A 24,130-nucleotide genomic window follows, 5' to 3' on the forward strand; every position below is an offset into this window, starting at 1 on the left:
GAACCATGTCGAACACTTGGACAAACTGTGAAGGACTGACGCGCCGCGACGGTCTGAAATTGGGTCTTAGCGGACTGATCGGCGGAGGCCTATCAGGAGCCTTGAGTGCGCAAGCTCGCGCGTCGGAGAACTCCGGTTCCCGCCGTCGCAACGCTCAGGCGGATGCCTGCATCTTGGTTTGGATGGACGGTGGGCCCAGTCACTACGAAACGTTTGACCCCAAACCAGATGCGCCCGTCGAGATCCGTGGTGCCTACCAGCCCATTGCGACCCAGACGCCTGGGATCCAGTTCGCCCAACCGATGCAAAAGATGGCGGCGATCAGCGATGACCTGGCAATCGTCCGTTCGATTCGGCACGACCAGGGCAACCACGGTGCCGGCAATCACTACATGATGACCGGGGCCCCGCCTCGCATTCCGGTTGGTTGTGGTGCGTTCGTCAGTTTTCACCCCAGCCTCGGCAGCGTGGTCTCCAAAGAGATCGGCGCCCCCCACGGGATCCCCGCCTACTTTTCTCTGCCCCGCATGTCGCGTTCGGGCGGACCAAACTTCTTAGGCAGCAAGTACGCACCGTTCGTCGTTCCTGACAATCCGAACAGTTCCGGCTTCCGTGTTCGCGATGTCACGATCCCCACAGGACTCACCGATGGCCGCTTCAGTTCCCGACAACAGATCCGCCAACGCATCGACACGATGATGCGTTTCAACGACGCCAGCGTCGCCGATCCAACCTTGGCAGTCGATGAGTTCTATCAGCAGAGCCTGCAAATCATCAGCAGCAAAGAAGCCCAAGCCGCGTTCGACATTCACCAAGAATCCGACGAAGTCCGCGATGCCTACGGACGAAACCCGTTTGGCCAGCAAGCCTTGCTCGCTCGGCGATTGGTCGGTGCCGGCGTTCCCTTCGTGACGCTTTACAGTGGTGGCTGGGACCACCACGTCGACATCTTCAATGCACTGGATAAAAAACTGCCGCCATTTGAAGCAACCGTCTCGGCCTTGATCTCTGACCTCAAAGAACAAGGCATGCTGGAGCGCACCCTGGTCGTTGTCTTGGGGGAGTTCGGACGGACACCCAAGATCAACGAACGCGGCGGACGCGACCATTGGTCCAATGCGATGAGCGTCGTGTTCGCAGGCGGGCAGACGCCGGGCGGACAAGTCATCGGAGCGACCGACCGACAAGGTTACGCGGCGGTCGAACGAGTCCTCTCGCCAGAAAATTTCGTGTCGACCATCTACGAGAAACTCGGCATCGATCCGGGCCAAATGATGTACACCGGCGAAGGACGCCCCACACACTTGGTCAGCGACGCGACTCCAATCACCGAGTTGATGAGCTAGTGCGTCACTCATTGAATTCAACCAACCGCGACTGCGTCCGCCAAACCACCCTTCGTTCACGCAGTGCGTGTTGCTCCGTGATCGTTGCCGCACTTCATCGTCGCCTGATGTGGGCATCGGTTCTGTGCTGCTTCACCCCGCACTTGGCTCACGCACAAATCAAGCTGGATCGAGTGTTCCCGCCGGCGGTTGCCGTTGGTGCTGAAACAGCGGTCACCGCAGAAGGCACTTTTCCTAACTGGCCGCCCAACATCGATTGCGATGTCGACCAGCTTTCCATCTCGGCTGGCAAGGACTCCGGCAAGTTGACCATCAAAATCGCTGGCGATGCAGCACCGGGAGTCGCGTGGATCCGATTCCACGACGATCAGTCCATGACCGCGTTGGTTCCGCTGATCCTCTCCTCCGTCGACGTGTTCTCTGAGACGGAACCCAATGACAAACGATCGGAAGCCAACCCAATTGAACTTCCCATCGTCGTCGCCGGCCGTTTGTCCAAGGGCGGCGACAGTGATGCTTACCGCGTGTCGCTGAAAGCGGGCCAGACATTGGTCGTTTCGGCGACCGCGAACCAAGTCTTGAAGTCACCCATGGACGCGGTGCTTCAGTTGACCGATCTTCGCGGCAACGTGCTGTTGCATTCCGACGATGCCCGTGGATTGGACCCGCAAATCGTTTTCACCGCTGACTCAGATCAAGAACTCCTGATCCGAATTTTCGCGTTCCCCGAAACGCCCAACAGCACGATCGGCTACGCGGGATCAGCCTCATTCATTTACACGTTGGACGTGACCACCGGCCCGTTTTTCGATCATGTTGCTGCCAACGAAGAGAATGCCGTTGCGTTTGGCTACAACCTCGACGATTCCATCGCGACGGTCTCAAACATCGCCGAAAGCCTCTCGCCTCCCGTCGCGACGATCCCCGATGCCTTGGGGTGGTCTTGGGTGTCACCCGTTGATGAATCGGTTCATCAAGTCTTACCCGGTGGCGAGTTCGATGGAACGCTGCCCGCTTTGCTGTTCGGTCACTTCCTGAAAGCAGATAAAACGCATCACTATCAATTCAAGGCCAACAAAGGAACCAAGTACCACGCCGAAGTCCGTTCCAAGGCCGACGGATTTTTGCTCGATTCCAAGCTCACGATCACGGACTCGAAGTCAGGCAAAACACTGGCCAGCAACGACGACATGTCGTCCGGTGGCTACGACGCAGGAGTCGACTTCACCGCGGCCGAGGATGGAACCATCGACGTCGCGATCTCCGAGATGCTGGGTGAATTTGGCCCTCGACACTTCTATCAATTGTCGATTCGCGAATTGAAACCGGCGTGCCAACTTTCGATGACTGAAGATCACTTTGTGGTCACTCAAGCGAAACCGCTGGAACTCAGCGTGTCCGTCAATCGGAAGTCGGGCTTCAACTCAAAAGTCAAAATCGCCGCGACGGATTTGCCCGAAGGGATCCAATCGGACGCCGTGGTTTCCGAAACCAAAGGCGACACCGCCAAAACGGTCAAACTGAAACTGACCGCCGCGGAGAATGCGATCGGTCACGGTCGCTTCCGAATCGTGGGAACCATTTTGGACGCGAATGACGAGCCGACGGAAGAAACCATTGCAGCCACCTACCACCTGCGGCCATCCATCCCACTGACGGAGTTCTGGCTCACCGTTCCTCCTGCCCCCGCCAAAGAAGCCTCGCCATGATCCGTCCAGCCACAAAGACATTGCTCGTCGTGCTGGCACTGAGTTTTGAGTGGAGCGTCGGACTTGATTCGATCGTCGGCACGCTCAACCAAGTGATCGCAGACACGCTCCCGATCGACGAGTTGCCCGACGGACATGAAGTCCTCTTCAGCCGCGACGTGGCACCGGTCCTGAAAAAGAACTGCGTTGCCTGCCACAACACCAGCGACGACGAAGGCGGAGTGAACCTGGAATCCGGAGAACAGATTCGAACCTCCGAATTGGACGACCTTGTCGTTCCCGGAAACGCCGCGGACAGTCGACTGTTCCTGCTCGCGTCCCACGCGGATGATCCCGTGATGCCACCGGAGAACAACGATGTTGCGGCTTCGATTTTGAACCCGATGGAGCTCGCTTTGCTGAAGCGTTGGATCCAATCCGGCGCCGTCGTCGACCAAACCACCGATGTTCCGGAAGAACAAAACTGGCAGCCTCTTCCGACCGAATTGCAGACGGTTTACGGATCAGCCATGACCGCCGACGGACGATTGTCCGCGGTCAGTTTTGGCAACCAGATTCGTGTGTTCGGCACCAAGTCCTCTCAACCGATTGAAACGCTTGCAATCGTCGAGGGCGAAGAAGTAAAGCCAGCTCATGATGACTTCGTCCAAGATTTGTTCTTCGATCCAACCGGCCACCAACTCATCTCGGCGGGTTATCGCAACGTCAAGATTTGGGAGAGAACACCGTTCGAACCAGCCACAATTCCAACGATCCATCAGGACGAGACCCTGGCAATCACAATGAACGCCAGCGGCAGTCACTTCGCCGTGCTTTCACATCGCGGAGAGTTGAGTGTGGCAAAAGTCGGCGAAGATCGGTGGCAGTGGATGAAAAGCTTTGACCTGCCCGATGATCTGAAAGCCGAAGAACTGAAGGCCAACGCTCCCCTCCAGGTTCGAATCGCTTTGAACAACGCGGGTCATCAAGCTGCCATTCAGTGGGACAACACGATTCGCATCGTTCGTGTTGATGGCAAAGACGTCAAATCAATGGATGCCCCCAACACGCTCACTTCGATTCACTGGATCGCTCACGATCAACTGGCCACCGCAACTGACAGCGGAAAGATCTTGCTCTGGAAACGCGAAGGAGAAAAATGGACACCGGCAGAACACAGCGTGTTTGAACAAGCCGTCCTAGCAATCCACTCAACGCCGCAGGCTCCAGACCGGTTGGTTGCTGTCGATGTGTCAGGCAACGTTCCCCAATGGGACGCCGACAATCAAACGTTCCAAGCGACCGGTCAGTTACCCGACCCCGCGGTATCCACCTCACTCTCGCCCAACGGCACCACGTTGTGGGTCGTCTCCGAATCGGGAAGCTTGGGACAATACAACATCGCCGATCAAAGCTTCGTCGAAGTCGCGAAGGCGGATCCCGTCGCGAAGGCTCAACTGGCGAACGACCATTGGCAAACACTCGTCACCGAGACATTGGTCGCGGCTCAAGACAAGGACGTCAAGCAAGCCGAGGAAGACGTCACGGCGGAAAAGAAAAGCTTGGAATCGATCGACAAAGACATCGAAACCAAGACCAAACGGCGCGACGAAAAACAAGCCATCGTTGCCGAATCCGAAAAGGCAGCCGAGACAGCGGCAACCAAACTGGCCGATGCGAAAACCGCAGAGCAAGTCAACAACCAAAAGCGAACTGAACTGCAGGAATCCGCTGCTCAACTCGCGGCAAAAACATCGGAACTGGAAACGGAACTGGCCAAGCTGAAACAGCAACAGGCGGACACCGAAAAACAGTTGACCGCTCTTCCCGATCCCAAGAAGCTGGCCGATGCGGTCAAGACAGCGACAGATGCGGTCATCAAAGCGGACCAAGCCGTCGCGAGCAAAAACGGCGAGCTCTCCGCTGCTGCGGCCGCCTTGAACCAAGCCAAAAAAATCAAGCTCAGCGGTGAATCTCGGTTGAAAGGCTTGGATGCCAAGTGGCAGCATCAACAGCAACGGCTCGCGGAACTCCAACAGGATCACGAAGATCGAAAAGCAAAGGTGACAGCCGCTCAATCATTGCACGATCAATCTCAAGCAACTGATTCCACACTCGCTGTGATGGCGACAGGCTCTCGTGTCCTCACGCGTTCCACCAACGCAAACGATCCAACGTCCAGCACTTGGAGCCTGTGGTCCGCAACCGGCGACTGGTTGGCCGAATTGCCCGAACTGCCGACCGACGGACAACTGATCGCCAACGGTGATCGCTGCGTCCTGATTCGAGGAACCAACGGCGAGACCCAGGCGTTTGTTGCTCCGCCCCGTTCATGGAGTCTTCGTCAGACCATTGGTGCGTCGACCGGTCCGAGCCCGTTTGCGAATCGCGTGTTGAGCATCGACGTTCATCCTTCCGGCAAATTGCTGGCCACCGGTGGAGGAGATCCTTCGCGAGCGGGTGAATTGATGCTTTGGAAAGTCTCCGACGGTTCCCTGATTCGCGAGATCCCCAACCCGCATGGCGACACCGTTCTGTGTGTCCGCTTTTCGCCGGACGGCAAGATCTTGGCGACCGGCGGTGCCGATCAAATGATCAAGCTGTGGGACATTGAATCGGGCTCGCTGATCAAAACACTCGAAGGACACACGCACCATGTCACCTCGATCGCGTGGAACCTCAATGGTCGTCAACTCGCAACGGCTTCTGCTGATGCCTCGGTCAAAATCTGGAACATTGAAACGGGTCAGGCCACACGCACGATCACGGGATTCAAAACCGAAGTGACAAAACTGGTTTATGTCGGCCGCGAAAACCGCATTGGGGTGGCCAGCGGCGACAGTCACTTCCGCGTCTATCGTACCGACAACGGCTCTCGAGAAACCAATGCCAAGGTCGCTGGAGACTACCTGTACGCATTGGATTCCAATCGCGACGGAAGCCAGTTCATCGTCGGTGGTGCGAGCGGTGCAGCCACACGGATCGACAAATCGGGCAAACAAAGCATGGAATACGTTTCGGACGATGAATGAACAGGCTGCATCCGCAGCACCGACGCGAACGACAACCATTGGCCGATCGAGCATTTGCGAGACAGTGCCTTGCAGCTTGTTCGCTGCGGCTACTACAATCACCCGCGACCATCCCCGCCCCCTCTCATTTCATCCGTGGCCCTCTTGGCACCTCGTGTCGTCTGTTCTCTATGGTTATTGGCAACCATCAATACACCTTGATGACCAGCGCGACTGGTCTGGTTGGACAGTACCTGCTTCGCAACGCGATGATGAGCGGAAAACGCGTCGCGGTGATCGCGAGAAGCAGCAAAAAGAAGACGGCTTACGAACGTGTTGAAGCGATCCTGCAACGATTCGAGACCGAACTGGGGCGTGAGCTGCCTCGCCCGGTTTGCTTGGAAGGCGACATTGTCCAACCCAACCTTGGTCTGAATGCGGGTGCGACCGAATGGGTCCGCCAAAACTGCGACCGGATGATCCACGGGGCCGCGGTGCTGAAATTTCAAGGATCCGATCGCTCCGGAGACCCGTGGAAAACGAATCTGGGCGGCACCCAGAATGTCTTGGCGTTCTGCCGCGAAACGAACATCCGAGACTTCCATTATCTCTCCACCGCATACGTCTGCGGCAACCGAACCGACTTGGTTCATGAATCAGACTTGGATGTCGGACAGAACTTTCGGAACGACTACGAGCAGAGCAAGTTTGAAGCGGAACAAGCTGTTCGGGCAGCGTCGTTTCTCGATCAACTGACCGTCTACCGCCCCGCTGTGATCTCCGGCGATTCGCAAACCGGGCACACGACCAGCTACCACGGGCTGCACACTTACCTGCGATTGATGGCGTTGCTGGTACCAATGGTGGAGCCGGATCAAGACGGTGTCCGGCACACGCCCATTCGGCTTCCCATGACCGGAGACGAACGCCGCAATGTCGTGCCGATTGATTGGGTTGCCAACGTGGTGTCGCGGCTTCTCGACACGCCGGAAGCTCACGGACAAACGTACCATTTGACTCCGCGGGTTCATCTGACGCCGCGAAAAATCATTGACTGCTGCTGCTCGTACTTCAACTCCACCGGGGTCCAGTACTGCGGTGACATCGACGTCCCGAGCAACGAGCTGAATGGCTTCGAACGGAACTACTTCTCTGGTGTTTCTCTGTACGAGTCTTACAACTCCACCGACCCAGCGTTCGACAACTCGAACCTGCTTGCGTTCACCGCAGATCTTCCGTGCCCAGAGATCGACGAAACGGTGGTCCATCGCTACCTCGCGTTTGGACTGGCAGATCGATGGGGCAAGCGTCGCGATCCCGGGGTCGCGTCCATCAACCACTTGGTCGATTACTTGCGGGATGCAACCGTCGCCTCCATGCAACAGGAAGAAGCGGAGCAAACAGAGACGCAGCCTCAGACATTGCTTGGCCTGAACATCCTGGGTCCTGGTGGTGGGCAATGGCGTGTGGTCAGTCGGCAAGGGTCGGCAAGATTGGAAGTTGCCCATGGACTCCCCTGCCCCAAAACCCTCACCATTCGCGCGAGCTCGCGTGCGTTATCGAAACTGATGACCAACCAAGATCTTTGCCCAACCGAATTAGGGCACTACCTCGACGGCAATTGGGCTGCCACGAAGATCCCTCGAGAAGCAATCGACACCTGTCGACTGCTGTTTTCCAAGGTCGCGTGTGCCTAGCCAGCGCATTGGCAGAGGCGTGACCGACCGTTTGCAAACCCCGGTCATCGTTCGCGATCACTCGTACCGCAACGCATCGATCGGATTCAACCGGGACGCCGTCCGGGCTGGGTAGTAACCAAACACGATGCCCACTGACGCGGCAACGGTCACGGCAACAATCGGCGCCCAGATCGACATCGCAGTCGGCCACCCGATCACCCGGCCGACCAACATGGACCACATGTGGCCCGCGAAAATACCGAGGAATCCGCCGACCACGCACAACACGGTCGCCTCGATCAGAAACTGACGAAGGATCGCACTGCGATTGGCTCCGACCGCCATCCGCAAACCAATCTCACGCGTCCGCTCGGTGACCGAGACCAGCATGATGTTCATGATTCCCACACCGCCCACCATCAGTGAGACGCCGGCGATCACCAGCCCCAAAGCGGACACACCACCCACGACTTGCCCGACCACTTTGGAAACTTCGGTGATGTCGTTGATGCGATAGGCACCCGCGGGTTCAACATTGTGTCGGCGGGAAAGCAACTGCGTGATCTGCTGACGAGCCAGTTCCACGTGATCCGGCGATTCAGCCTCCACATAGATTTGGTGAATCTCTTCTCGCTGCGTCGATCGCCGGGTTGATGCCAGTTGCATCGGTGGCATCTGATCCGCGAAGGTGCTGAACTGAGCAGTCGCGCCCGTGCTGCTGTTCACTCGGAGTTTGAACGTCGTCCACGGTCCGATGATGATGTCGTCTTGATCGTTCCCGATCACATCCCCGCCCTTTTCGGTGAGGACGCCAACCACGCGGAGCGGAACCCCGTTGACGCGAATCTCTTCGCCGATCGGGTACTCCGAATCAAACAATTCGTGAGCGACGGTTTTTCCCAAGATGCAAACCTTCGCCGCATCGAGAACTTGTTCCTGCGTGAATGGCGTTCCCATCTCCAACTGATCCCAGTTCCGCGCCGCCAAGTATTGCGGCGTTGTGCCAAGAGCCAGATTGGGGCTCCAACGGCGATTCTGACGAACCAATTGGACTTGGGAATACACAAGCGGGGCCGCAACTTTGACTGCGGAACATTGCTCAGCGACCGCAAGCACATCGTCGGGAACAATCTGGATCGGGCGCTGACGCCCGCCAGTACTCGACGCTTTGCCGGGACTGATCGTCAGCATGCTGGCTCCCATGCTTGCGACCGTTTCTTCAATCGCAGTGGAAGCACCGGCACTCAGTTCCATGGTCGAAATCACCGAGGCGACACCGATGATCACCCCCAACATCGTCAACACGGTCCGCAATGCATTGCGACGAAGCGCCAAGACAGCCACGATCACCGCATTCCAAGTCGCTGCCATTGGCCAAGCGGTCGCCGGTTCTCTCAGCGGCTCCGATCTGGAATTCGCGAGTCTCGAACGGTCGACGGTGGACGCTCGTTGCCGAACATCCTCCGCCACCAGCCCGTCTTTCATTCGCACGACTCGATCCGCTTCATGAGCGACCTCCGCATCGTGCGTGACCACCACCAACGTGATGCCGTGTTCTTGATTGAGCTGACGAAACAACGCCAGAATTTCTTGTTCCGTGACCGTGTCCAGGTTCCCGGTTGGCTCATCGGCCAACAACAGCTTGGGGCGGTTCATCAACGCTCGAGCGATCGCGATTCGTTGTCGTTCGCCACCGGACAATTGATTGGGCATGTGGTCCAGTCGACCTCCCAAACCGACGGACTCCAACAACTTCGTCGCGTCTTCGATGCACTCGCGTCTTGACCTTCCGTCCGACGCATAGATCGTCGGCAGCATCACGTTGTCCAACGCGGTCGCACGCGGCAGCAGGTTGAAGTTCTGAAAGACAAACCCGATGTGCTGGCTTCGAAACGCAGCCAGTTCCAACGGTGTCAGACTCGACACATCGATCCCGGCCAGATGGTAGTCGCCATCAGTCGGATGATCCAAACTCCCCAACAGGTTCATCAGGGTTGTCTTTCCCGAACCCGACGATCCCATCAACGCAACATATTCCCCCGCTTCGATGTTCAGCGTGATGCCCTTGAGCACCGGCAGATCGTGGTCACCCACCCGATAGTCTTTGCGAAGGCCATGCAGTTGAATCACGCCGCGTCCCTGTGGATGACGTGCAACGAATCAGCCGCTTTCTCGGTCGCATGAGTCAAGCGACCATCCACAACCCTCAACACTCGCGTCGCAACAGAGAAATAGCGGTCGTCATGCGTGATCGCGACAACGGTTTTCCCGATCCGGCGAAGCTCCGGCAGGATCTGTTGGTAGAAGACGTCCTTGAATCCCGGATCTTGTTCGGCGGCCCATTCGTCGAAGACAAAGATGGGACGATCGTCGAGCGCCGCCACCAACAACGCCAAACGTTTGTGCTGGCCGCGTGAAAGTTCTTGGGTCAACAGTCGACCGGTCTGCACGTCGACCTTCTCTTCCATTCCCAACAGAGAGATCCAATGCTCCAACTTGCCGGGTGTGACATCGATCCCCAACAACCGATCGAACAGGTGGCCTTCTACAAAGACAGTCGAAAAGAGCTGGCGATAATCGGCTCGAACTTTGTCCGTCACGTCCCGCCCGTTCCAGCACACTTCACCTGCGTCGGGAACATAAAGCCCGGTCAACAATTTCGCGAGCGTTGTTTTTCCGCTGCCGTTGCCACCCGCGATGAACAAAATCTCACCGGGCGAAAGCGTCAAATCGACGGGTCCCAGTGCAAAGCATTCGTCGCCGGAGGAATCGTACTGGTAGGTCACGCTTCGCATCTCAAGCGATTCGAACTGAGTCGGTGCGACATGCGAGGTTTGTTGTTCAGGCTGATCGATCATCAAACCCAACTTCTCAATCTTGGCAACTGCGATCGAGGCACCATTCATTGCTGGCAACCAACCCAAAATCCCATCCAGCGGATAGGTCAGATACAAAATCGTCAGAACGTATCCGGTCAAAGTCGCGGTCGACACGGTCGCGATCTGCGGCCAAGCAAACAGCAACAATCCAATGCCGATGAACAGAAACAGTCGTCCCCAACTGTGGGCAAAGCCCTGAATGTTCGACCCGATGATCAGACTGTGACGCATCTTTGTGTCGGCTGGTAACAACACGTCGTAGACAAAGTCCAGGCACCGCATGTTGTTGCCTTTGAGTTCTTTGATGCCATCGATCATGGCTCGCAGTTGCTTGACGACTTCATCTTGGTCTTCCCGAGCCTGGCGCAGATGCCGGTTGGCAAACCGCAGACCGGTCATGAACGTGAACACGCCAATTCCCGCCATCACAATCGTCCCACCCGCCAATGGCACGGACAGTGTCGCCAAGTAAACCAGTCCACAAACCAACACCATCGCGTTGGCGCAGGCAGCGGGGAACGCGGACAAGGCTGACGTGATCGCGTTGACATCGTTGATCAGAGCGGCCAACAACCGATGCGATCCGACGGATTCCAACGTCGGCAAAGGAGCCGAAATAATTTTGGTGCACAGCTCGTATCGCAATCGAGCCGCTGTTGCCTGGGACAACTGAACAAGCAAGCACTTGGCCGCCACTTGAGTGACCAGGACCAAGACACACGCACCAGCGAATAAGTACGGCAACGAGCCCGCTTCGGACGGGTCACCCGTCAAAGCGTGGTGGATCAGCATGATCAAGCCGAGATTCGCCACACCGCTGAACGCTCCCAAAAGTCCGGAAACCAGACCAGAAATCCAGGACGATCGAAGCAGGATCAGAAGCAGTTTCATCGACGTAGCATGTTGGGTAACTCAGGCTGGATGCGGGAAACACAAGTTTCCGGCCGCGTGGGCAGAGACGCTGCGGCTCGATATAGCAGGGAACCAGCCTCAGTCGCAATTGAGATCCGATTGGCTCTCCCCCCACAAAAGTCGACCAATCTCACTCCGCAGGCATCGTCTCTCTGCCCAATCCGTTCCCAAAAGTTAGGAGCGTGGACCGCCCCGCACTGCAGAAACGCGAGCCCAAAGTCCGCTGACACGCCGCTGAATCAAAGACTTCAGCTTGTAGTAGCCTCGCCAATTTCGATCCCATCGATCGGTCTTCCACCAAGTGCCATAGAAAAGGTGAATCGCGAACGCATCCGAAAGGTCGACGCCCACGTGCCCGGCCAACCGGTACTGGGCCGCTTGGTGCATCGTCAACGGATACAAGAATCGAGAGGGAAGCACCGTGACAGATTCGGGTGTCTCAAAATCGTTCAAGACACGCGACATCATGATCGGGCCGGTGCTGCTGAGAATCGGTTCGTTGTTCTCGACATGATCAACGAAATCCGGCAATCGCTGGATCACGCGTTCAAAGAAAGGATGTCCGGGTGCCGACGCCATCAGTGCGTTGCACAACAGATTGGGAACTCGGTGATGCCGACAGTGCTGAGGTGGTTCCATCCCGACGACGCAGCCTTGATCGGCCAACAACGGATCGAGAGGCTTCAGACAAATGAAATCCAGATCCACATACATGCCTCCAAACCGATGAAGAATGAAGTACCGAATGGCATCGGCGCGTTGGATGGCCGTTGGATAGCCATCGTACGTCTCCAAGAACCACGCGTATTCTTCCGCGATCAATTCGCGGTTGTCTTGGTCAGTCCACAATCGAAACTGCCAATCCGGATGGTGAGTCCTCCAGGACTGGACACATTCCGAAAAGTCATCCGGAACGCGTTCATCTTTCCACGTTTGGTGCAGGATTTTCGGAACGCTCATCGGCTTGCGATCGTGACTCGCATCAACCTGCCAACCGAGAGGCAGGGCTTTCCGCGACGAGCATGTATTGCTCCCACATCGCTTCGGCCACGCGTTGCCAATCAAACAACTCCGCCCGTGCAATCGCCTTGCGAGACCGTTCTTCGCGAAGATCAGGTTGAGTGACCAGTTCAACGAAACAGTCACAGATCTGTTCGACGTCATTGGGATCAGCCGCCCAACCAGCGTCCGCCACAACCTCGGCGACCGCGGTCCCTGCCCCGTAAATCACTGGCACGCCACAGTTCATCGACTCCAGTGGTGGCAAGCCAAATCCTTCGTAGTGCGAGACATACGACAGGGCCTCCGCTTGAGAATAAATCAAAGGCAAATCCTCATCCGGAACACTGCCCAGCCAGTGGATTCGATCGCAATCTTTCGCGGCGGCGTACACCTCATCGAGATCGCCCCAACCGTATTTCCCAACGATCACCAGTTCGAGCGGAGTTTGTGGGTTCGTTTCCAACAACCGGCGGTAGGCTCGCACCGTCCCCAACAAATTCTTTCGCGGTTCCAACGTCCCAACCGAAAGCAAAAACGGGGCGTCCGGCAACGAATACTTCAGTCGCACGGCATCTTTCGCCTCTTGCGAATACTGCGAATGGAAAAGCGATCGATCGCAACCGGCACCGGTGACAGCGCTGTTCGAAAGACCGCAACGGGAGATCATTTCTTGACGGATAAAATCCGTGTCCGTGCTGAACCAAGCGTTTCGCTCAATGGCGTCACGCAGGCCCCGTTCCAGGCTTTCGCTGTTGACCGCAGCCTGCCACTGAGGGCATGCCAAATGGGAAAGATCATGAACCGTGACCAAGCGAGCGCCTCGAAAACGACGAAACGTGTCAAAGGTGTTCGGCATCGTCTGGTGAACGACGTCGTAATGCGTCGTCCGCATCTGGTGCCGCAATCGAATCAGGTTCAGTGCCCCTCGAAGAAACTGCGCTGCACCAGTCGGTTGCGGTTCCGGCAGCGTCAGCCACGAATCGATCTCAGCGAGTGGGATGATTCGTGAACCGACATGAACATCCACCGCCCACTCAGGATGCTGAACTGCGACGGATCGCATCGCCCCCAGGAGGCCAGAGACAAACCGACGAATTCCATCGGACGCAGAATCGGCCAACTTCGTGCCGTCGATCAAGATTCGTCGTTGGGTGCGGTCGTTTACTTGTGCAGTCACGATGTAAATGATTGGAAGGTGGCTGGGATCCGTTAAAAACTTGACGAGATGCTTTCTCAAACAGTCTGTTCATCCATCGTCGGCAATGATCGATCAAGCTTGTAAATTTTGGTAAACATCGCTGCCGCGAAGATCGTCCAGAAAAGTCGACGGTGAAAGCTTCTTCCGCATCGGGCACTGCATCAGATACTCGTGAGTCGTTGCGACCAGGTCCAAGTCCTGAGCCTTTCGAGCGGCCTCGTCCAGCGACTCAAAGTAGAACGGGTAGTCCACGCCCAAGTATTCTTCGACCGGTGCAATGCGATTGATCAGCAGAGGTGTCGCTCGCGCGATGCATTCCACCACGGCATTGTTGGCGGATGCATCGTAAAGGTCGAGAAACACGATGCTCGTCGAAAGCAACTCGTCGTATTCAGAATCATTCTGCCGCGGCAAAGCAGACGTGTTGTCGCGATAGGCGGGCAAGAGTGGTTGCCGAAGTGCCATCGACTGTCGCACGAACTCTTGCTTGAGCAGGTTCGTCTGCTCCAACTCCGTGCAAGGGTTGCTGATCAGTCGGTGCTTTCGAAATCCGCTGGCATGATCCAAGGGAAGAAAATAGATTGCCGCCAGCCTTCGCAACCACCACCCGACCATCACAACCTTCTTTTCCGCTTCGTTTGCAAAGTCATCCATGCGAAACAGTCGGTCAGGAATTTCCGTCGGCAACCTCAGTGTCGATGTGAGCAGACCGGTTTCCTTCGCAAAAAAATCGGACAAGTAGTCCGACAGGGTGAAGAGTCCTCGACATGCCGGCATGCTGTCGCGAAACGCATCGGAGACAATCAGACGTTGGGGAGCCCCGGAGGAACTGTGCCAACCTTCCGCACCAGGTGGATTGTGAAAGACACCTGTCCAAGGTTCCGTCAACGGCAACATCGGTCCCATCTCGTGCGGCCAATGAGGATCGAAAAGGCGATCCAAAAAGCCTTCAAAGATCACCCCGTTTTCGTTGTGCTCTGGAATCAAAGCATCCATCGCGCCGGCCCATCCGCTGCGATGCAGGGCGAACGTTGTTTGCGGCGCAAGTCGAATTCGCCCCAGCGGATTGGAAGGGATTTCGTAGTGATCGGTCTGAATCCCTGTTGAATCCGTCGATCCCGGCACGACGCCAACAGAACGCTGGTTGGACATCAATTTTCTTTCCATGAAAGGGTCGGCCGGATCGACCAAGGGAAGATGCGGCGAGTCGAGCGTTGACACTGCTGTGGTTTTCTCACGACTCAGTGCCCCCGCATGAGCGTGGCCGAAAGCAAACCGTTTGCAGCGGAAGCCCAAGATGTCGCGTTTCGCCTTCCGGAACACCTCGAAAACGGCCACATCGAAATGTCAGGCGTTGCTGCGACGCGGGGCCAAACATATCACGCTGGATTGAAAACCGCAAAACACGATTGCGATTTCCTTCCGCAGTGACCAAGACAACATTTCGATCGAAATCGACTCGCAACTCAGACGCCAAATCGGTCTCCCAATCACGCCACGGAAACACGCGAACATCCACGTCGTAATCACCACGTGGGAGCGTCACGACCAATGTGGATTCACCACTGGTCCAACGAAACGTTCGATGCCCCGATCGTTCGACTTCATGACAACCAACGATCTCATCGTCCGCCAATGTGCTGACGACGAAACGCTGTCTCTTTCGAATCGACGGAACCACCGCTTTCACCCTCGACACCGTTTGCAACAACCCAAGCTTGGTGAACTCCGTGAATCGAGTCCGGTGATTCTGGCTGATGTTGTGTTGCAAGCAGTGGTATTTGGCAAGCGAACCAGGGCGTCCTTGACGCTGCCAAGCGAAAACGTGCTCGGGGAACGTCTGCCAAAAAGTATGTTGCCCGGCGAGTCCTCTTTGCCCCGTCACTCGGTACTCCAAGCGGTTGGCAAGCGACACTTTTGTGTCATCCAAGTTTGCCAATGCCTCGTCTGGAATCGGCACATCCAAGTGATCGTTCAACCACTGCAGACTTCGACGAACTTGCAACACGGCATTCCATTCCCTTGCCTGCTCGGCGAGCCGTTGCCAATCCATCTCGGCACCCGCTGTTCGAATGATCTGAAAGGAGTCCGCAAGCCAACGAAACGGCGGGGTTTCGTTGTATCGAACACCATGCTCACACGTGTGCAACAGTTGATCGGCGGGACACAAAACACGACTGTTCGCAGGTCCGATTTTCACTGGCAAACTGGCATCCCACAGCGATTGCTGCTGAGTGGGCGATAGCGAACGACTGTGAAAAAAGTCCCAGTGAAGATCCACCTCGGTGCCTTCAGCCAGGCTGAAGTTGGTGCCATGCCCCACACGAAACGAATCCTCCGTCACATTCAGCGGTGGTGCGGCCTCCGCTTGATTCAAAAGTTGAACGGCCTGCGGAGCATCTTCCCGGCGAACCGCCACATCCAGGTCGTTCATGGCCCGAAACCCAGTCCGGTACACCGTCGCGTTCAGCGCGGCTCCTTTGAGCAGCAGCGTTGGAATCTGGGCCTTCTCAAACAGCTGAAGAATCGCAACCGCTTGTCGCTGACGCAGTTCCGTCTGCACCCAGTAATATCGGGCCACGCCAGCCAATCGGCCCTGGTTCCGAGATGCCAGTCCGAGGCGTCGCAAACGATCGTGCAGCAACAACAACAATCGATGGGAGCCAAAGTCAATGAAATCCCAGGGGACCAAGTCTTCCCATTTCTGCCAAGCACGAATCGCGGCGGCATCGTCCTCCAGCAAACAGGCTTGCAGCAACAATCGCTGTGCCTGATTCGGCCAACAACCGCGAGGCCAGGCCTGGTCCTGGTCCATCCACCGCATCAGAAACGTCACTGAGCGCGTCTCCGGTCCAAAACCGCTTTCAACATATGAACGTACTTCAAGCGGTTTTGTTCCTGAGTGGACCAGTTGTTTGCATGGTGGCGTCGATAAAGAACGACCTCCTCGACGCTGACCTTGAGAATGCCTTGGTCTTCGGCGCGAGCAAACCAATCAAGCACTTCGATCGTCTCCCGATCATTCGAAAAAGGTCCGACGTCGTCGAAGACACTTCGTCGGCACGTCACCGCACCAGTGACACACGGCGCCAGCACACGTCCCGTGCCCTTTTCGTGATGCTCTGCCGGGTCTTCCCCATCTTGGAAGATCAGTTGATGACCAAAGGCCATGCCAACCTCAGGACGGGCATCGAACAAATCCATTTGCAACTGAAGTCGGTTCGGCGTCATCCGATCATCGGCATCCAACAGGGCGATGTAGTCACCTGTCGCAGCAGCGATCCCCGCGTTGCGAGCAACACCGGGCCCGCTTCGCTCCAGAGGAATCAGCGTGACGAAGTCTGCAAATGAGAGTGCAACCTCTGCCGTGCGATCGGTTGACCCGTCATCGATCACGATGACCTGATCGGGTTGCCGCGTTTGTGCAAGACAGCTCTCAATCGCCTCCGCCAGAAACAACTCCGCGTTGTACGCCGGGATCACCACACTGATCGTTTGCGTCACGGCGAGACTCCACCTTCAAGCTCAATTCCTTTCAGCACCCGACGAATGACGGGAGCAATCCCGGTGCGATCCGATCCCAGATTCAAACGATAAACCGGGACACGTTTGATGATTTCCGCAATCGACTGAATGTTCTCGGGCCGAGTGCCCCCCAACAGCGTCAACGTGACGGGCACGATCGCGTGCCACGCTTCGGCTTGGGAAGCTGGGACCAGGCTTGTCTGCGTTTCGCCACTGACTCGCGGCAACAGAATCGCTTTCAACGGTCGCTGCATCGCCAACTTTTCCGCGAATTGCGGGAACAAAAAGTAGGTTTCCTTTTCTGGGTTGCGTGGCAGAGTCGGGTTCACCGAGAGCGACAGATCGCTGAAACGGCGAAGGTTGTCCGGCAGCAATTTCGCGGAGTTGTACAGGCTGTTCACCAAGGGCTGCGAATCATTGGTGAGCATGACCAAGTCATCCCCCAAGTGACAAAGATCCGGCTCGGCAAGACACGTCAACGCGGTGCTGGATTTCCCAGATCCACCCACTCCGGCCAAAAGAACCGCCACCTGATCATCTCCCACCGCGGCGCCATGGACCACGCTGCCGTGCGGTGCGGACCAGGCATTCAATAAAGAACGCAGCGGAACGGCGGATTCCCAAACCGGCAGTTCATCGCCGTTTCGACAACAAACAAACGCATTCCCATCCTGGGTCAGCCGACTGAACAAACCGATCCCCGGTTCAATCAGGGTCCAGCACGAATCGCTGTCGGCGCGAATGACGGATTGCAAACCGGTCCATTCCGCCAACGAGTGTTCCACCGGTGGCCTGACGCTCTCCCAAAAATGGATGTTGAGTTCAGCCTGTCCAGTGCCCTCTGGGTGATGGGCCAAAGCTGGCATCAATCGACACAGCAGCGACTGGCCAGCAAACTTCAAACAAACCTGACGTCCACCAATCGACAATCGCTTCTCGACCAAGCCATCGTTTTCGGTGGCACGATCAAACTGCTGCCTCAAAGCAGCCTGTGAATCGTCGCAGGTGGTGATTGTCGTCATGCCATCTTTCCCGCTCATTGACTAGCGAGGGCCGGGCGCAGCTTGGTCGTCTTGGGCCATTTGAGGCCAACCTTCCTTGTCGGTGTCGTGAATCACATCGCCGAGCAACATGTTTTTCATGTCGTCAAACACTTCCATCGCTGGCGTTCGCCAAGCCCCGAGGCTTGCCACCGATTCAGGGCTGGCATGATCCTGCAGTTCACAGACAAGTTCATTCTTCACCAGTTGCTTCAAAAACTCCTCGACTTCAGAAGCAGCTTCCGGAGGGGCGTCCTCCGACGCGTCGACAATTGCGGAGACCGTCAAGGGTTGGTTCTCCAGACGTTGCCAAATCCTTTCTGCCATCTCTCGTAAACTGAAGTAGTTTCCAGTCGCGAAATGGATGACGATGGTCTCATCGTCAAACGCATTGTGCGAGAGCGCTGGCGAATTGATCGCGTAGTACATGACTCCGTCCATTGTCAGTCAAAAAGATTTGCGAAATTTTGTCATCGCCCAATGCGTTTGCCGAGTCTACCGGAGCGACGTTTGTCTGAGAAGCATCTCATGCGGGCAGTTGCTATTCGCGACGGCGTTCAACCGTTAGAACGGATCGCAAAGCGTTTGAGCGAGTCCGCAGAGTTTCAGCAGCGGGCACGAACGCTCCGCAAGCAAGATTGGCAGGGCCGGTGTTCAGCAAGATTCTCGAAAAGATCGGCTCTTTGATTGGAAGAGATCACCAATCTCACGATCGCAAATTCAGCCTGCACGAAGTTCAACAGGTGCTCGATCAACATCACGCTGCGTTGCTGGAACTGTACGGCATCCCACTGGATGAACTCCGGAATCAACGGCTCCGGGCAAGAATCCTCCAAAACGCGTCTCTGAGAATCAACTCCTCCTCCAATCCCCCCGCCAAGAGCGATGCATTCGGTGGTGACTGGGCAATCTTCACCCCGCTTCCACCAACTGCCTCTGGCATCGCAGATTACGCCGCCGAGCTTGCTCCATCATTGGCCCCCCGGCTGAACGCCACCTACGTCATTGCCGATGACGCACCCGATCCTGATCCTGACCACTTTGGCTTCGCCGTCCAACGACTCCACGAATGGAAGTCGAACCAGGAACGCGACCTCGCGACTCCCCGGCTCTACCATCTCGGAAACAGTCGCATCCATGATTACGTCCTGGAGGAGGCCATGCGGCGGCCAGGCGTCGTCGTGCTGCACGACAGAGTGCTGCACCATCTCTTCGAACAAACCTTCCTCCGGCGAGGCGATTCTCAAACGTTCAAAACGCTTGCGGCCGAACAACACGGACGATTGGGAGAGATGATCGCTGATCTAGCCGAACGCGACTTGTCAGGCGCTGCCTTTCGGTTTGGCTTGCCGTTGACTGCCCCCGCTCTGCAGAACGCGAAGGCTGTGATCGTGCATTCCTTCGAATCGATGTACCGAGTCCGAGACCTGCTGCCCCACATTCCCGTTCAAAGAATCCCACTTCAATATTCGCGTGCAACACTTTTCACGGCAACGAATGCGGGCGAAATCCGGAAGCGACTTGGAATGCATCCCGATCGACTGATCTTCGTGGCTCTCGGGTTCGCAACAATCCCAAAGCGAGTCGATCAGCTCATCACCGCTCTGGGTTCGATCAAAGACCAAATCCCAGCGTTTGAATTGTGGGTGGTGGGCGAGATGCCCGATTCACTGCGTCTGCAGGAACTTGCGAACAACTCTGGAATGACAAACCACTTGCAAGTGACCGGCCGAGTTGACATGGACACCTTCCAGGCATTCATCGACCACGGCGACGTTGTGGTGAACCTGCGTTTCCCTTCCGCTGGAGAATCGTCGGCAACGTTGATCAGAGCAATGGGCGCCGGCAAGCCCTGTGTTGTCTTTGATTCTGGAACCGCCCTGGACTACCCCGATGACGCTCTGGTGAAGATCCCCCTGGAGATCTCCTCCCACACCGGTTTGGCGAACGCCCTCCGTGAGTTGGCCTGCGATGCGAACGAGCGGCAGCAAAAAGGGTCGGCGGCGGCGGAGCACATCGCCAAATGGCACGATGTGAACCAATGCGCTGATGCCTACGTGAATTTCATGTTGTCCGCCTCGAACGAACGCGATGAGCCACTTCGTTAGCACTGGGCCGCGAATTTTCTAACCAGCCTGTTTGTTGAGGCTGCTGGAGTCTTCACGTTCGACAACCGTTTTTCTGACTTGCCGCGGCTCGATCACATGCGTTGCCAGTCCCAATCGCTTGAGAACTCGGATCTGAAGGTAGGTTGGATCAAACTCCCACCATTTGTGCTGCACCGATGCACTCGCGGGATCATGGTGGTGGTTGTTGTGCCAACCTTCCCCGTTGCTCACGATCGCAACCAACCAATTGTTTCGACTTTGGTCCGATGTTTTGTAGTTCTGATAACCAAAGCAATGAGTCAGCGAATTGACCGACCACGAGAAGTGCCAAATCATGACGGTTCGTAAAACGACACACCAAAGCACAACGCCCACACCCTGCCAAATCGCCGATCCGAAACTGTTTTCCATCAAAAACAGGGCCGACGCGACGAACCAAATCGCACCTGCGTGAAGGATGTAGATTCCCGCCGGCAGATCAGGGTGCTTTTCCATCAAAGCATAAAATGGATCGGCGATGATATCGGCGCAGTAGCGATCATCCGTCCGAAATTCGTGCTGCCCTTTTCGCTTCCAAAGCAGCCAACCGACGTGCGACCACCAAAAGCTTGCGGTCGGTGAATGTGGGTCGTCTGGCCCATCCGAATGGCTGTGATGGCGTCGATGCGTTGAAACCCATTTGGCAGGCGACTCCTGCAGACAGCACAACGCAAGGCCGACGTAACCGTATTCCAACCACTTGGGGACTCGTAGACTTTTGTGGGTCAGCAAGCGATGGTAACCAAGCGTGATTCCGTTGCTGAAGACGACCAAGGCAATCGCCAACAACAACACGTTGGTTCCCGTGATGAATGCCGGAATGAATGCAAACAAAGCCAGCACGTGCATGGCGATGATCGGAATCGCGATTTCGGTGAACTCGTAAGGCTCCACCACACCGACCGGGTCCGCCACACCAACCGCGTCCTCCATCAGAGCCTCGGCTTCCTGCGATGCCGCAGGTGCGACCGATTGATCGGCGTGGGTCATCTGACAAGCCCAATGGGGAGATGCTTCAAGACGTTCGCTCCGCGTGAACGAATTGACCAGCAGCGGGGAGGACCCAACGTGAATCCATTCAACAGGATGGGAATTGTAGGGCCATCCGACGAGACAAGACAGAGTGATGAAATCGTCAAGGTAGGCTTGCAGCGGATGGCCTCTCGCTCGATCAGCGGAGCAGGACGTCATCCTCGTTGCGGAAACGTCACTTCTCCTTCGTGGATTCCCGCATTCGCCGAACCAACCCATTGAGCAACTCGCCAGCAGCTTCGTTGGAAACCGCGCGTGGATCGTGGTGCAGCGTGATCGTCATTTGATTGGCGTACCAACTGACTCCCAACGCCGCATTCAAGTGTCTCGCGATCGGCGGAATCGCCTCAACCCGAAGCAACACCACGTTCCCGCACTGCAGCCGACCTTCTTGACGCGGCAAGGGTGATCTCGCGAAAACGCGACTGAGGTTGGTGAAGACGACGGTCGTTTGGCAGCGTTTCGGTCTCGCGGTCCGCTGCAACCCACGCGGCACCAATCGCTGTGCCCACAACGAATACAGGAACAAATGGTTCAGATGGCGACGCTTGATCAGACTCATTTCCTCACTGAGGTCTTGAAGCAGGTGCGCTGGGTCCTCCATGTCGGTCGCTCGTCGGTCCAAGAACACGGAGCTGACAATGTTGGCAGCCGGTGCTTGGTACTGATGCTTTTGCCTCAAACTGACCGGGATCATCAATCGCATCCAGCTCGTTGGATCATGAACGCCCTGCGATCGTCGAAACTCCTCCAACGCCAGAAACAGGTCCCGGATCAACAAGTCATTCTGGGTCACTTTCGCTCGTTTCGCGGCTCGTCGCACACCCGCCGAAACATCCGGTTCAAAGTGATGAGCGATCACAGACGGAAAGCTCAACGGTGCGGGTTCATCGCGTTGAGGCACACGATGCGGCAACAGATGCGATGGCTTTCGCGTCAAAAACTGCCAAACCCCTCGAAGGCCAACTGCTTGGCGAGAGAGGTGTCGAAGAAAGCTCCCCGTCGTCAATCCAAGCGATCCGCGGCGTTCTAGCAAACTCAGGTCGATCTCCGGAAGCGAAACGTTTGCGTTCCGGTCGGTCTCCATCGTGTAGGCCAACAGCAATTCATGAATCACCTGAAAGATCGCCAGTCCGTCACAGCAAGCATGATGAAACTGGACCATCAACTCAGATTCGTGCTCGTGCAAACAAACCACAAATTTCAGTCCATGCTCTCGTTCGAGGTTCAACCGGCGAAAGGACGGGCGCTCTTCGGCTGCTCCATCGCACCAAGAGATGTCGGGTGCCGGCTCGTCGACTTGCCAGTGATATCGTCCACGCTGTTGCTGAACTCTGGCGTGCAGCAACGGATGCCGCGCCACCGCAGCGAGTGCCGCCGCACGGAACCCACTTTCATCCAGGCGTCCGCGGAACCGCATGCGAACAAAGCAGTTCGTCGGAAAAGCAGTGCTGTCCTGATGCAGCATCAACTCTTCGAAGTGGGTCAGCGGATAGGTGAGCGGCATCAGCGAAGCGTCGGTGAATGAAATAGAGAGACGACCAAGTCGTGGTTTAGGTCTACCGTTTGTCTTCGGAACAACACCCGGGAATCCATCGCGCCATTCGCTTTGATAGTTTCTCTCGCAGCGACAATTCCCCACGGAGAAACCTCGTCATTTTGCGTTGCCCTGGCTTGCCCCAATACGGCGTGATGTTGAGATCGATGATGTAGAAGTTCCCTGCATTGTCCTCGACCACATCGAGCGCACCAAAGTCGATTTGGATCCCAACCAAGAACGAAGCCACCACGGATTTCAAACGAGCAGGCAGGGCATCGCCTGAATCAGATGCACCGACAAGTTGGGTGAAATCCCTGTACAAGAAATTGCGTCTCGCTTTCGCATCTTCAATTCGCTGAATCCGATTGTCGGAATTCGGTGGCACAAAGCGAGAAATCACCAATCGCCTGTCAATCGCGTAGGCTCGATAGTAGATGCCCTGTGGGTTTTCGATCAACCGTTCCACAACGAGACCCGGATCGTCCCATTGGTCGGTCAATTCCAAACGCTTCATGACCGGGTAATCCAAGCTGCCATCAATCAACGTCGATTCGGGAGGCAGTCCCAAACGACGACGGGTTTCGGGGTCGAACCGGCGTTCATTTCGGCCGCCGTGGTTGCAGTCGGACTTCAGAATCAACTTCTCGTCCGGGTCGCCGTCCCGAGTCGCCACGGTTGTCGGAAGCCCCAGTCGCTGGCACTCACTTTGGACAAACCGTTTCGTGATGTCGCTGATGGTCGCATTCCAAATGCGAATGCCCTTGGCTTGAAGAGCTTCGAAAAGTTCGCTGCGTTGCCTTGGAAACAGAGCTTGGCGACTGAGGTTGAGGTGCGGCAAGAAATCGGAGGTATCGGGTGGCAACCGATCGAGCACGTCCTCCACTTCGTCATCCGGATGAGCTTTGATTCGGTACGCATCAGGACGCCATTCGCAGATCGAGAACAGCTCCCACGCATGCCATTCGTAAACCGCGAGGCGGCCTTTGTTCATCTCGGTGCTTTCGAAAACTCGGTCGCTGGTGGTTGCGTTCGCCGTCAATGTATCGGCAAAGGTGCCAACTGCCGACGCCACGAGATCGCAACCGGTGCCCAGCGCAGTTCTCCTCCTAGTGGTCTGTCAGGACTTGTTTT

Annotated in this window: 17 protein-coding genes; 5 read left to right on the forward strand and 12 right to left on the reverse strand. The window is 56.4% G+C overall.

The window, feature by feature from the left end:
* Positions 1 to 5: 5 nt before the first annotated feature.
* From UH5x_RS16020 to UH5x_RS16035, 4 genes are all read left to right on the forward strand, one after another.
* Entirely contained in the window at positions 6 to 1,346 is a 1,341-nt protein-coding gene (locus UH5x_RS16020; RefSeq protein WP_482632998.1) for a DUF1501 domain-containing protein, read from the forward strand.
* Complete coding sequence (locus UH5x_RS16025) at positions 1,346 to 3,055, forward strand: PPC domain-containing protein (RefSeq protein WP_482632999.1); 1,710 nt, start codon at positions 1,346 to 1,348, stop codon at positions 3,053 to 3,055. Before UH5x_RS16020 ends, UH5x_RS16025 begins: the two co-directional genes overlap by 1 nt.
* Positions 3,052 to 6,066 (forward strand): WD40 domain-containing protein, encoded by a 3,015-nt coding sequence (locus tag UH5x_RS16030; protein ID WP_482633000.1) that lies wholly within the window; start codon positions 3,052 to 3,054, stop codon positions 6,064 to 6,066. The genes UH5x_RS16025 and UH5x_RS16030 overlap by 4 nt, the downstream gene beginning before the upstream one ends.
* Positions 6,067 to 6,266: 200 nt before the next feature.
* Positions 6,267 to 7,742, forward strand: a complete 1,476-nt coding sequence (locus UH5x_RS16035; protein WP_482633001.1) for an SDR family oxidoreductase — start codon at positions 6,267 to 6,269, stop codon at positions 7,740 to 7,742.
* 57 nt (positions 7,743 to 7,799) lie between these two features.
* Here the strand turns inward: UH5x_RS16035 and UH5x_RS16040 are convergent, their stop codons facing one another.
* From UH5x_RS16040 to UH5x_RS16080, 9 genes are all read right to left on the reverse strand, one after another.
* Positions 7,800 to 9,854 carry an ABC transporter permease gene (locus UH5x_RS16040; RefSeq protein WP_047816827.1) on the reverse strand — a complete coding sequence of 685 codons (2,055 nt, stop codon included), beginning with the start codon at positions 9,852 to 9,854 and terminating at the stop codon, positions 7,800 to 7,802.
* The gene (locus tag UH5x_RS16045) at positions 9,851 to 11,494 is read right to left on the reverse strand and encodes a cyclic peptide export ABC transporter (RefSeq protein WP_047816826.1); all 1,644 of its coding nucleotides are present in this window, start codon (positions 11,492 to 11,494) and stop codon (positions 9,851 to 9,853) included. The genes UH5x_RS16040 and UH5x_RS16045 overlap by 4 nt, the downstream gene beginning before the upstream one ends.
* A gap of 195 nt (positions 11,495 to 11,689) precedes the next feature.
* The gene (locus UH5x_RS16050; RefSeq protein ID WP_482633002.1) at positions 11,690 to 12,475 is read right to left on the reverse strand and encodes a glycosyltransferase family 32 protein; all 786 of its coding nucleotides are present in this window, start codon (positions 12,473 to 12,475) and stop codon (positions 11,690 to 11,692) included.
* A 22-nt stretch (positions 12,476 to 12,497) separates the two neighbouring features.
* A complete protein-coding gene (locus tag UH5x_RS16055) occupies positions 12,498 to 13,694 on the reverse strand; it encodes a glycosyltransferase family 4 protein (RefSeq protein ID WP_482633003.1) in 1,197 nt (398 codons plus the stop codon).
* A gap of 93 nt (positions 13,695 to 13,787) precedes the next feature.
* Entirely contained in the window at positions 13,788 to 14,867 is a 1,080-nt protein-coding gene (locus UH5x_RS16060) for a hypothetical protein (protein WP_236696635.1), read from the reverse strand.
* Positions 14,868 to 14,949: 82 nt separating this feature from the next.
* The gene (locus UH5x_RS16065; protein ID WP_236696634.1) at positions 14,950 to 16,530 is read right to left on the reverse strand and encodes a nucleotidyltransferase family protein; all 1,581 of its coding nucleotides are present in this window, start codon (positions 16,528 to 16,530) and stop codon (positions 14,950 to 14,952) included.
* Positions 16,531 to 16,547: 17 nt separating this feature from the next.
* Positions 16,548 to 17,219, reverse strand: a complete 672-nt coding sequence (locus tag UH5x_RS16070; protein ID WP_482633004.1) for a glycosyltransferase family 2 protein — start codon at positions 17,217 to 17,219, stop codon at positions 16,548 to 16,550.
* On the reverse strand, positions 17,216 to 18,262 hold the full coding sequence (locus UH5x_RS16075; protein ID WP_482633005.1) for a serine kinase: 1,047 nt from the start codon (positions 18,260 to 18,262) through the stop codon (positions 17,216 to 17,218). The genes UH5x_RS16070 and UH5x_RS16075 overlap by 4 nt, the downstream gene beginning before the upstream one ends.
* A 21-nt stretch (positions 18,263 to 18,283) precedes the next feature.
* The gene (locus UH5x_RS16080) at positions 18,284 to 18,709 is read right to left on the reverse strand and encodes a PqqD family protein (RefSeq protein ID WP_482633006.1); all 426 of its coding nucleotides are present in this window, start codon (positions 18,707 to 18,709) and stop codon (positions 18,284 to 18,286) included.
* 221 nt (positions 18,710 to 18,930) lie between these two features.
* On the opposite strand from UH5x_RS16080, the gene UH5x_RS16085 reads away from it, so the two are divergent.
* Complete coding sequence (locus UH5x_RS16085; RefSeq protein ID WP_482633007.1) at positions 18,931 to 20,388, forward strand: glycosyltransferase family 4 protein; 1,458 nt, start codon at positions 18,931 to 18,933, stop codon at positions 20,386 to 20,388.
* Positions 20,389 to 20,406: 18 nt separating this feature from the next.
* Here UH5x_RS16085 and UH5x_RS16090 read toward each other — a convergent pair whose 3' ends face one another.
* The 3 genes from UH5x_RS16090 to UH5x_RS16100 form a co-directional block, all read right to left on the reverse strand.
* The gene (locus UH5x_RS16090) at positions 20,407 to 21,417 is read right to left on the reverse strand and encodes an acyl-CoA desaturase (RefSeq protein ID WP_482633008.1); all 1,011 of its coding nucleotides are present in this window, start codon (positions 21,415 to 21,417) and stop codon (positions 20,407 to 20,409) included.
* Between the two features lie 217 nt (positions 21,418 to 21,634).
* Complete coding sequence (locus tag UH5x_RS16095) at positions 21,635 to 22,966, reverse strand: chromosome condensation protein (RefSeq protein ID WP_482633009.1); 1,332 nt, start codon at positions 22,964 to 22,966, stop codon at positions 21,635 to 21,637.
* Between the two features lie 52 nt (positions 22,967 to 23,018).
* A complete protein-coding gene (locus UH5x_RS16100; protein WP_482633010.1) occupies positions 23,019 to 23,990 on the reverse strand; it encodes an ATP-grasp domain-containing protein in 972 nt (323 codons plus the stop codon).
* Positions 23,991 to 24,130: the final 140 nt, after the last annotated feature.

This window comes from Rhodopirellula sp. UH5 (assembly GCF_056839225.1).

Bases quoted from the DNA above. Each gene is read 5' to 3' on its own strand.
- UH5x_RS16030 (WP_482633000.1), top strand. From the start codon at position 3,052: ATGATCCGTCCAGCCACAAAGACATTGCTCGTCGTGCTGGCACTGAGT.
- UH5x_RS16020 (WP_482632998.1), top strand. From the start codon at position 6: ATGTCGAACACTTGGACAAACTGTGAAGGACTGACGCGCCGCGACGGT.
- UH5x_RS16080 (WP_482633006.1), bottom strand. From the start codon at position 18,709: ATGTACTACGCGATCAATTCGCCAGCGCTCTCGCACAATGCGTTTGAC.
- UH5x_RS16095 (WP_482633009.1), bottom strand. From the start codon at position 22,966: ATGCCGCTCACCTATCCGCTGACCCACTTCGAAGAGTTGATGCTGCAT.
- UH5x_RS16045 (WP_047816826.1), bottom strand. From the start codon at position 11,494: ATGAAACTGCTTCTGATCCTGCTTCGATCGTCCTGGATTTCTGGTCTG.
- UH5x_RS16090 (WP_482633008.1), bottom strand. From the start codon at position 21,417: ATGACCCACGCCGATCAATCGGTCGCACCTGCGGCATCGCAGGAAGCC.
- UH5x_RS16065 (WP_236696634.1), bottom strand. From the start codon at position 16,530: ATGGACCAGGACCAGGCCTGGCCTCGCGGTTGTTGGCCGAATCAGGCA.
- UH5x_RS16060 (WP_236696635.1), bottom strand. From the start codon at position 14,867: ATGTCCAACCAGCGTTCTGTTGGCGTCGTGCCGGGATCGACGGATTCA.
- UH5x_RS16050 (WP_482633002.1), bottom strand. From the start codon at position 12,475: ATGAGCGTTCCGAAAATCCTGCACCAAACGTGGAAAGATGAACGCGTT.
- UH5x_RS16100 (WP_482633010.1), bottom strand. From the start codon at position 23,990: ATGAACAAAGGCCGCCTCGCGGTTTACGAATGGCATGCGTGGGAGCTG.
- UH5x_RS16035 (WP_482633001.1), top strand. From the start codon at position 6,267: ATGACCAGCGCGACTGGTCTGGTTGGACAGTACCTGCTTCGCAACGCG.
- UH5x_RS16075 (WP_482633005.1), bottom strand. From the start codon at position 18,262: ATGACGACAATCACCACCTGCGACGATTCACAGGCTGCTTTGAGGCAG.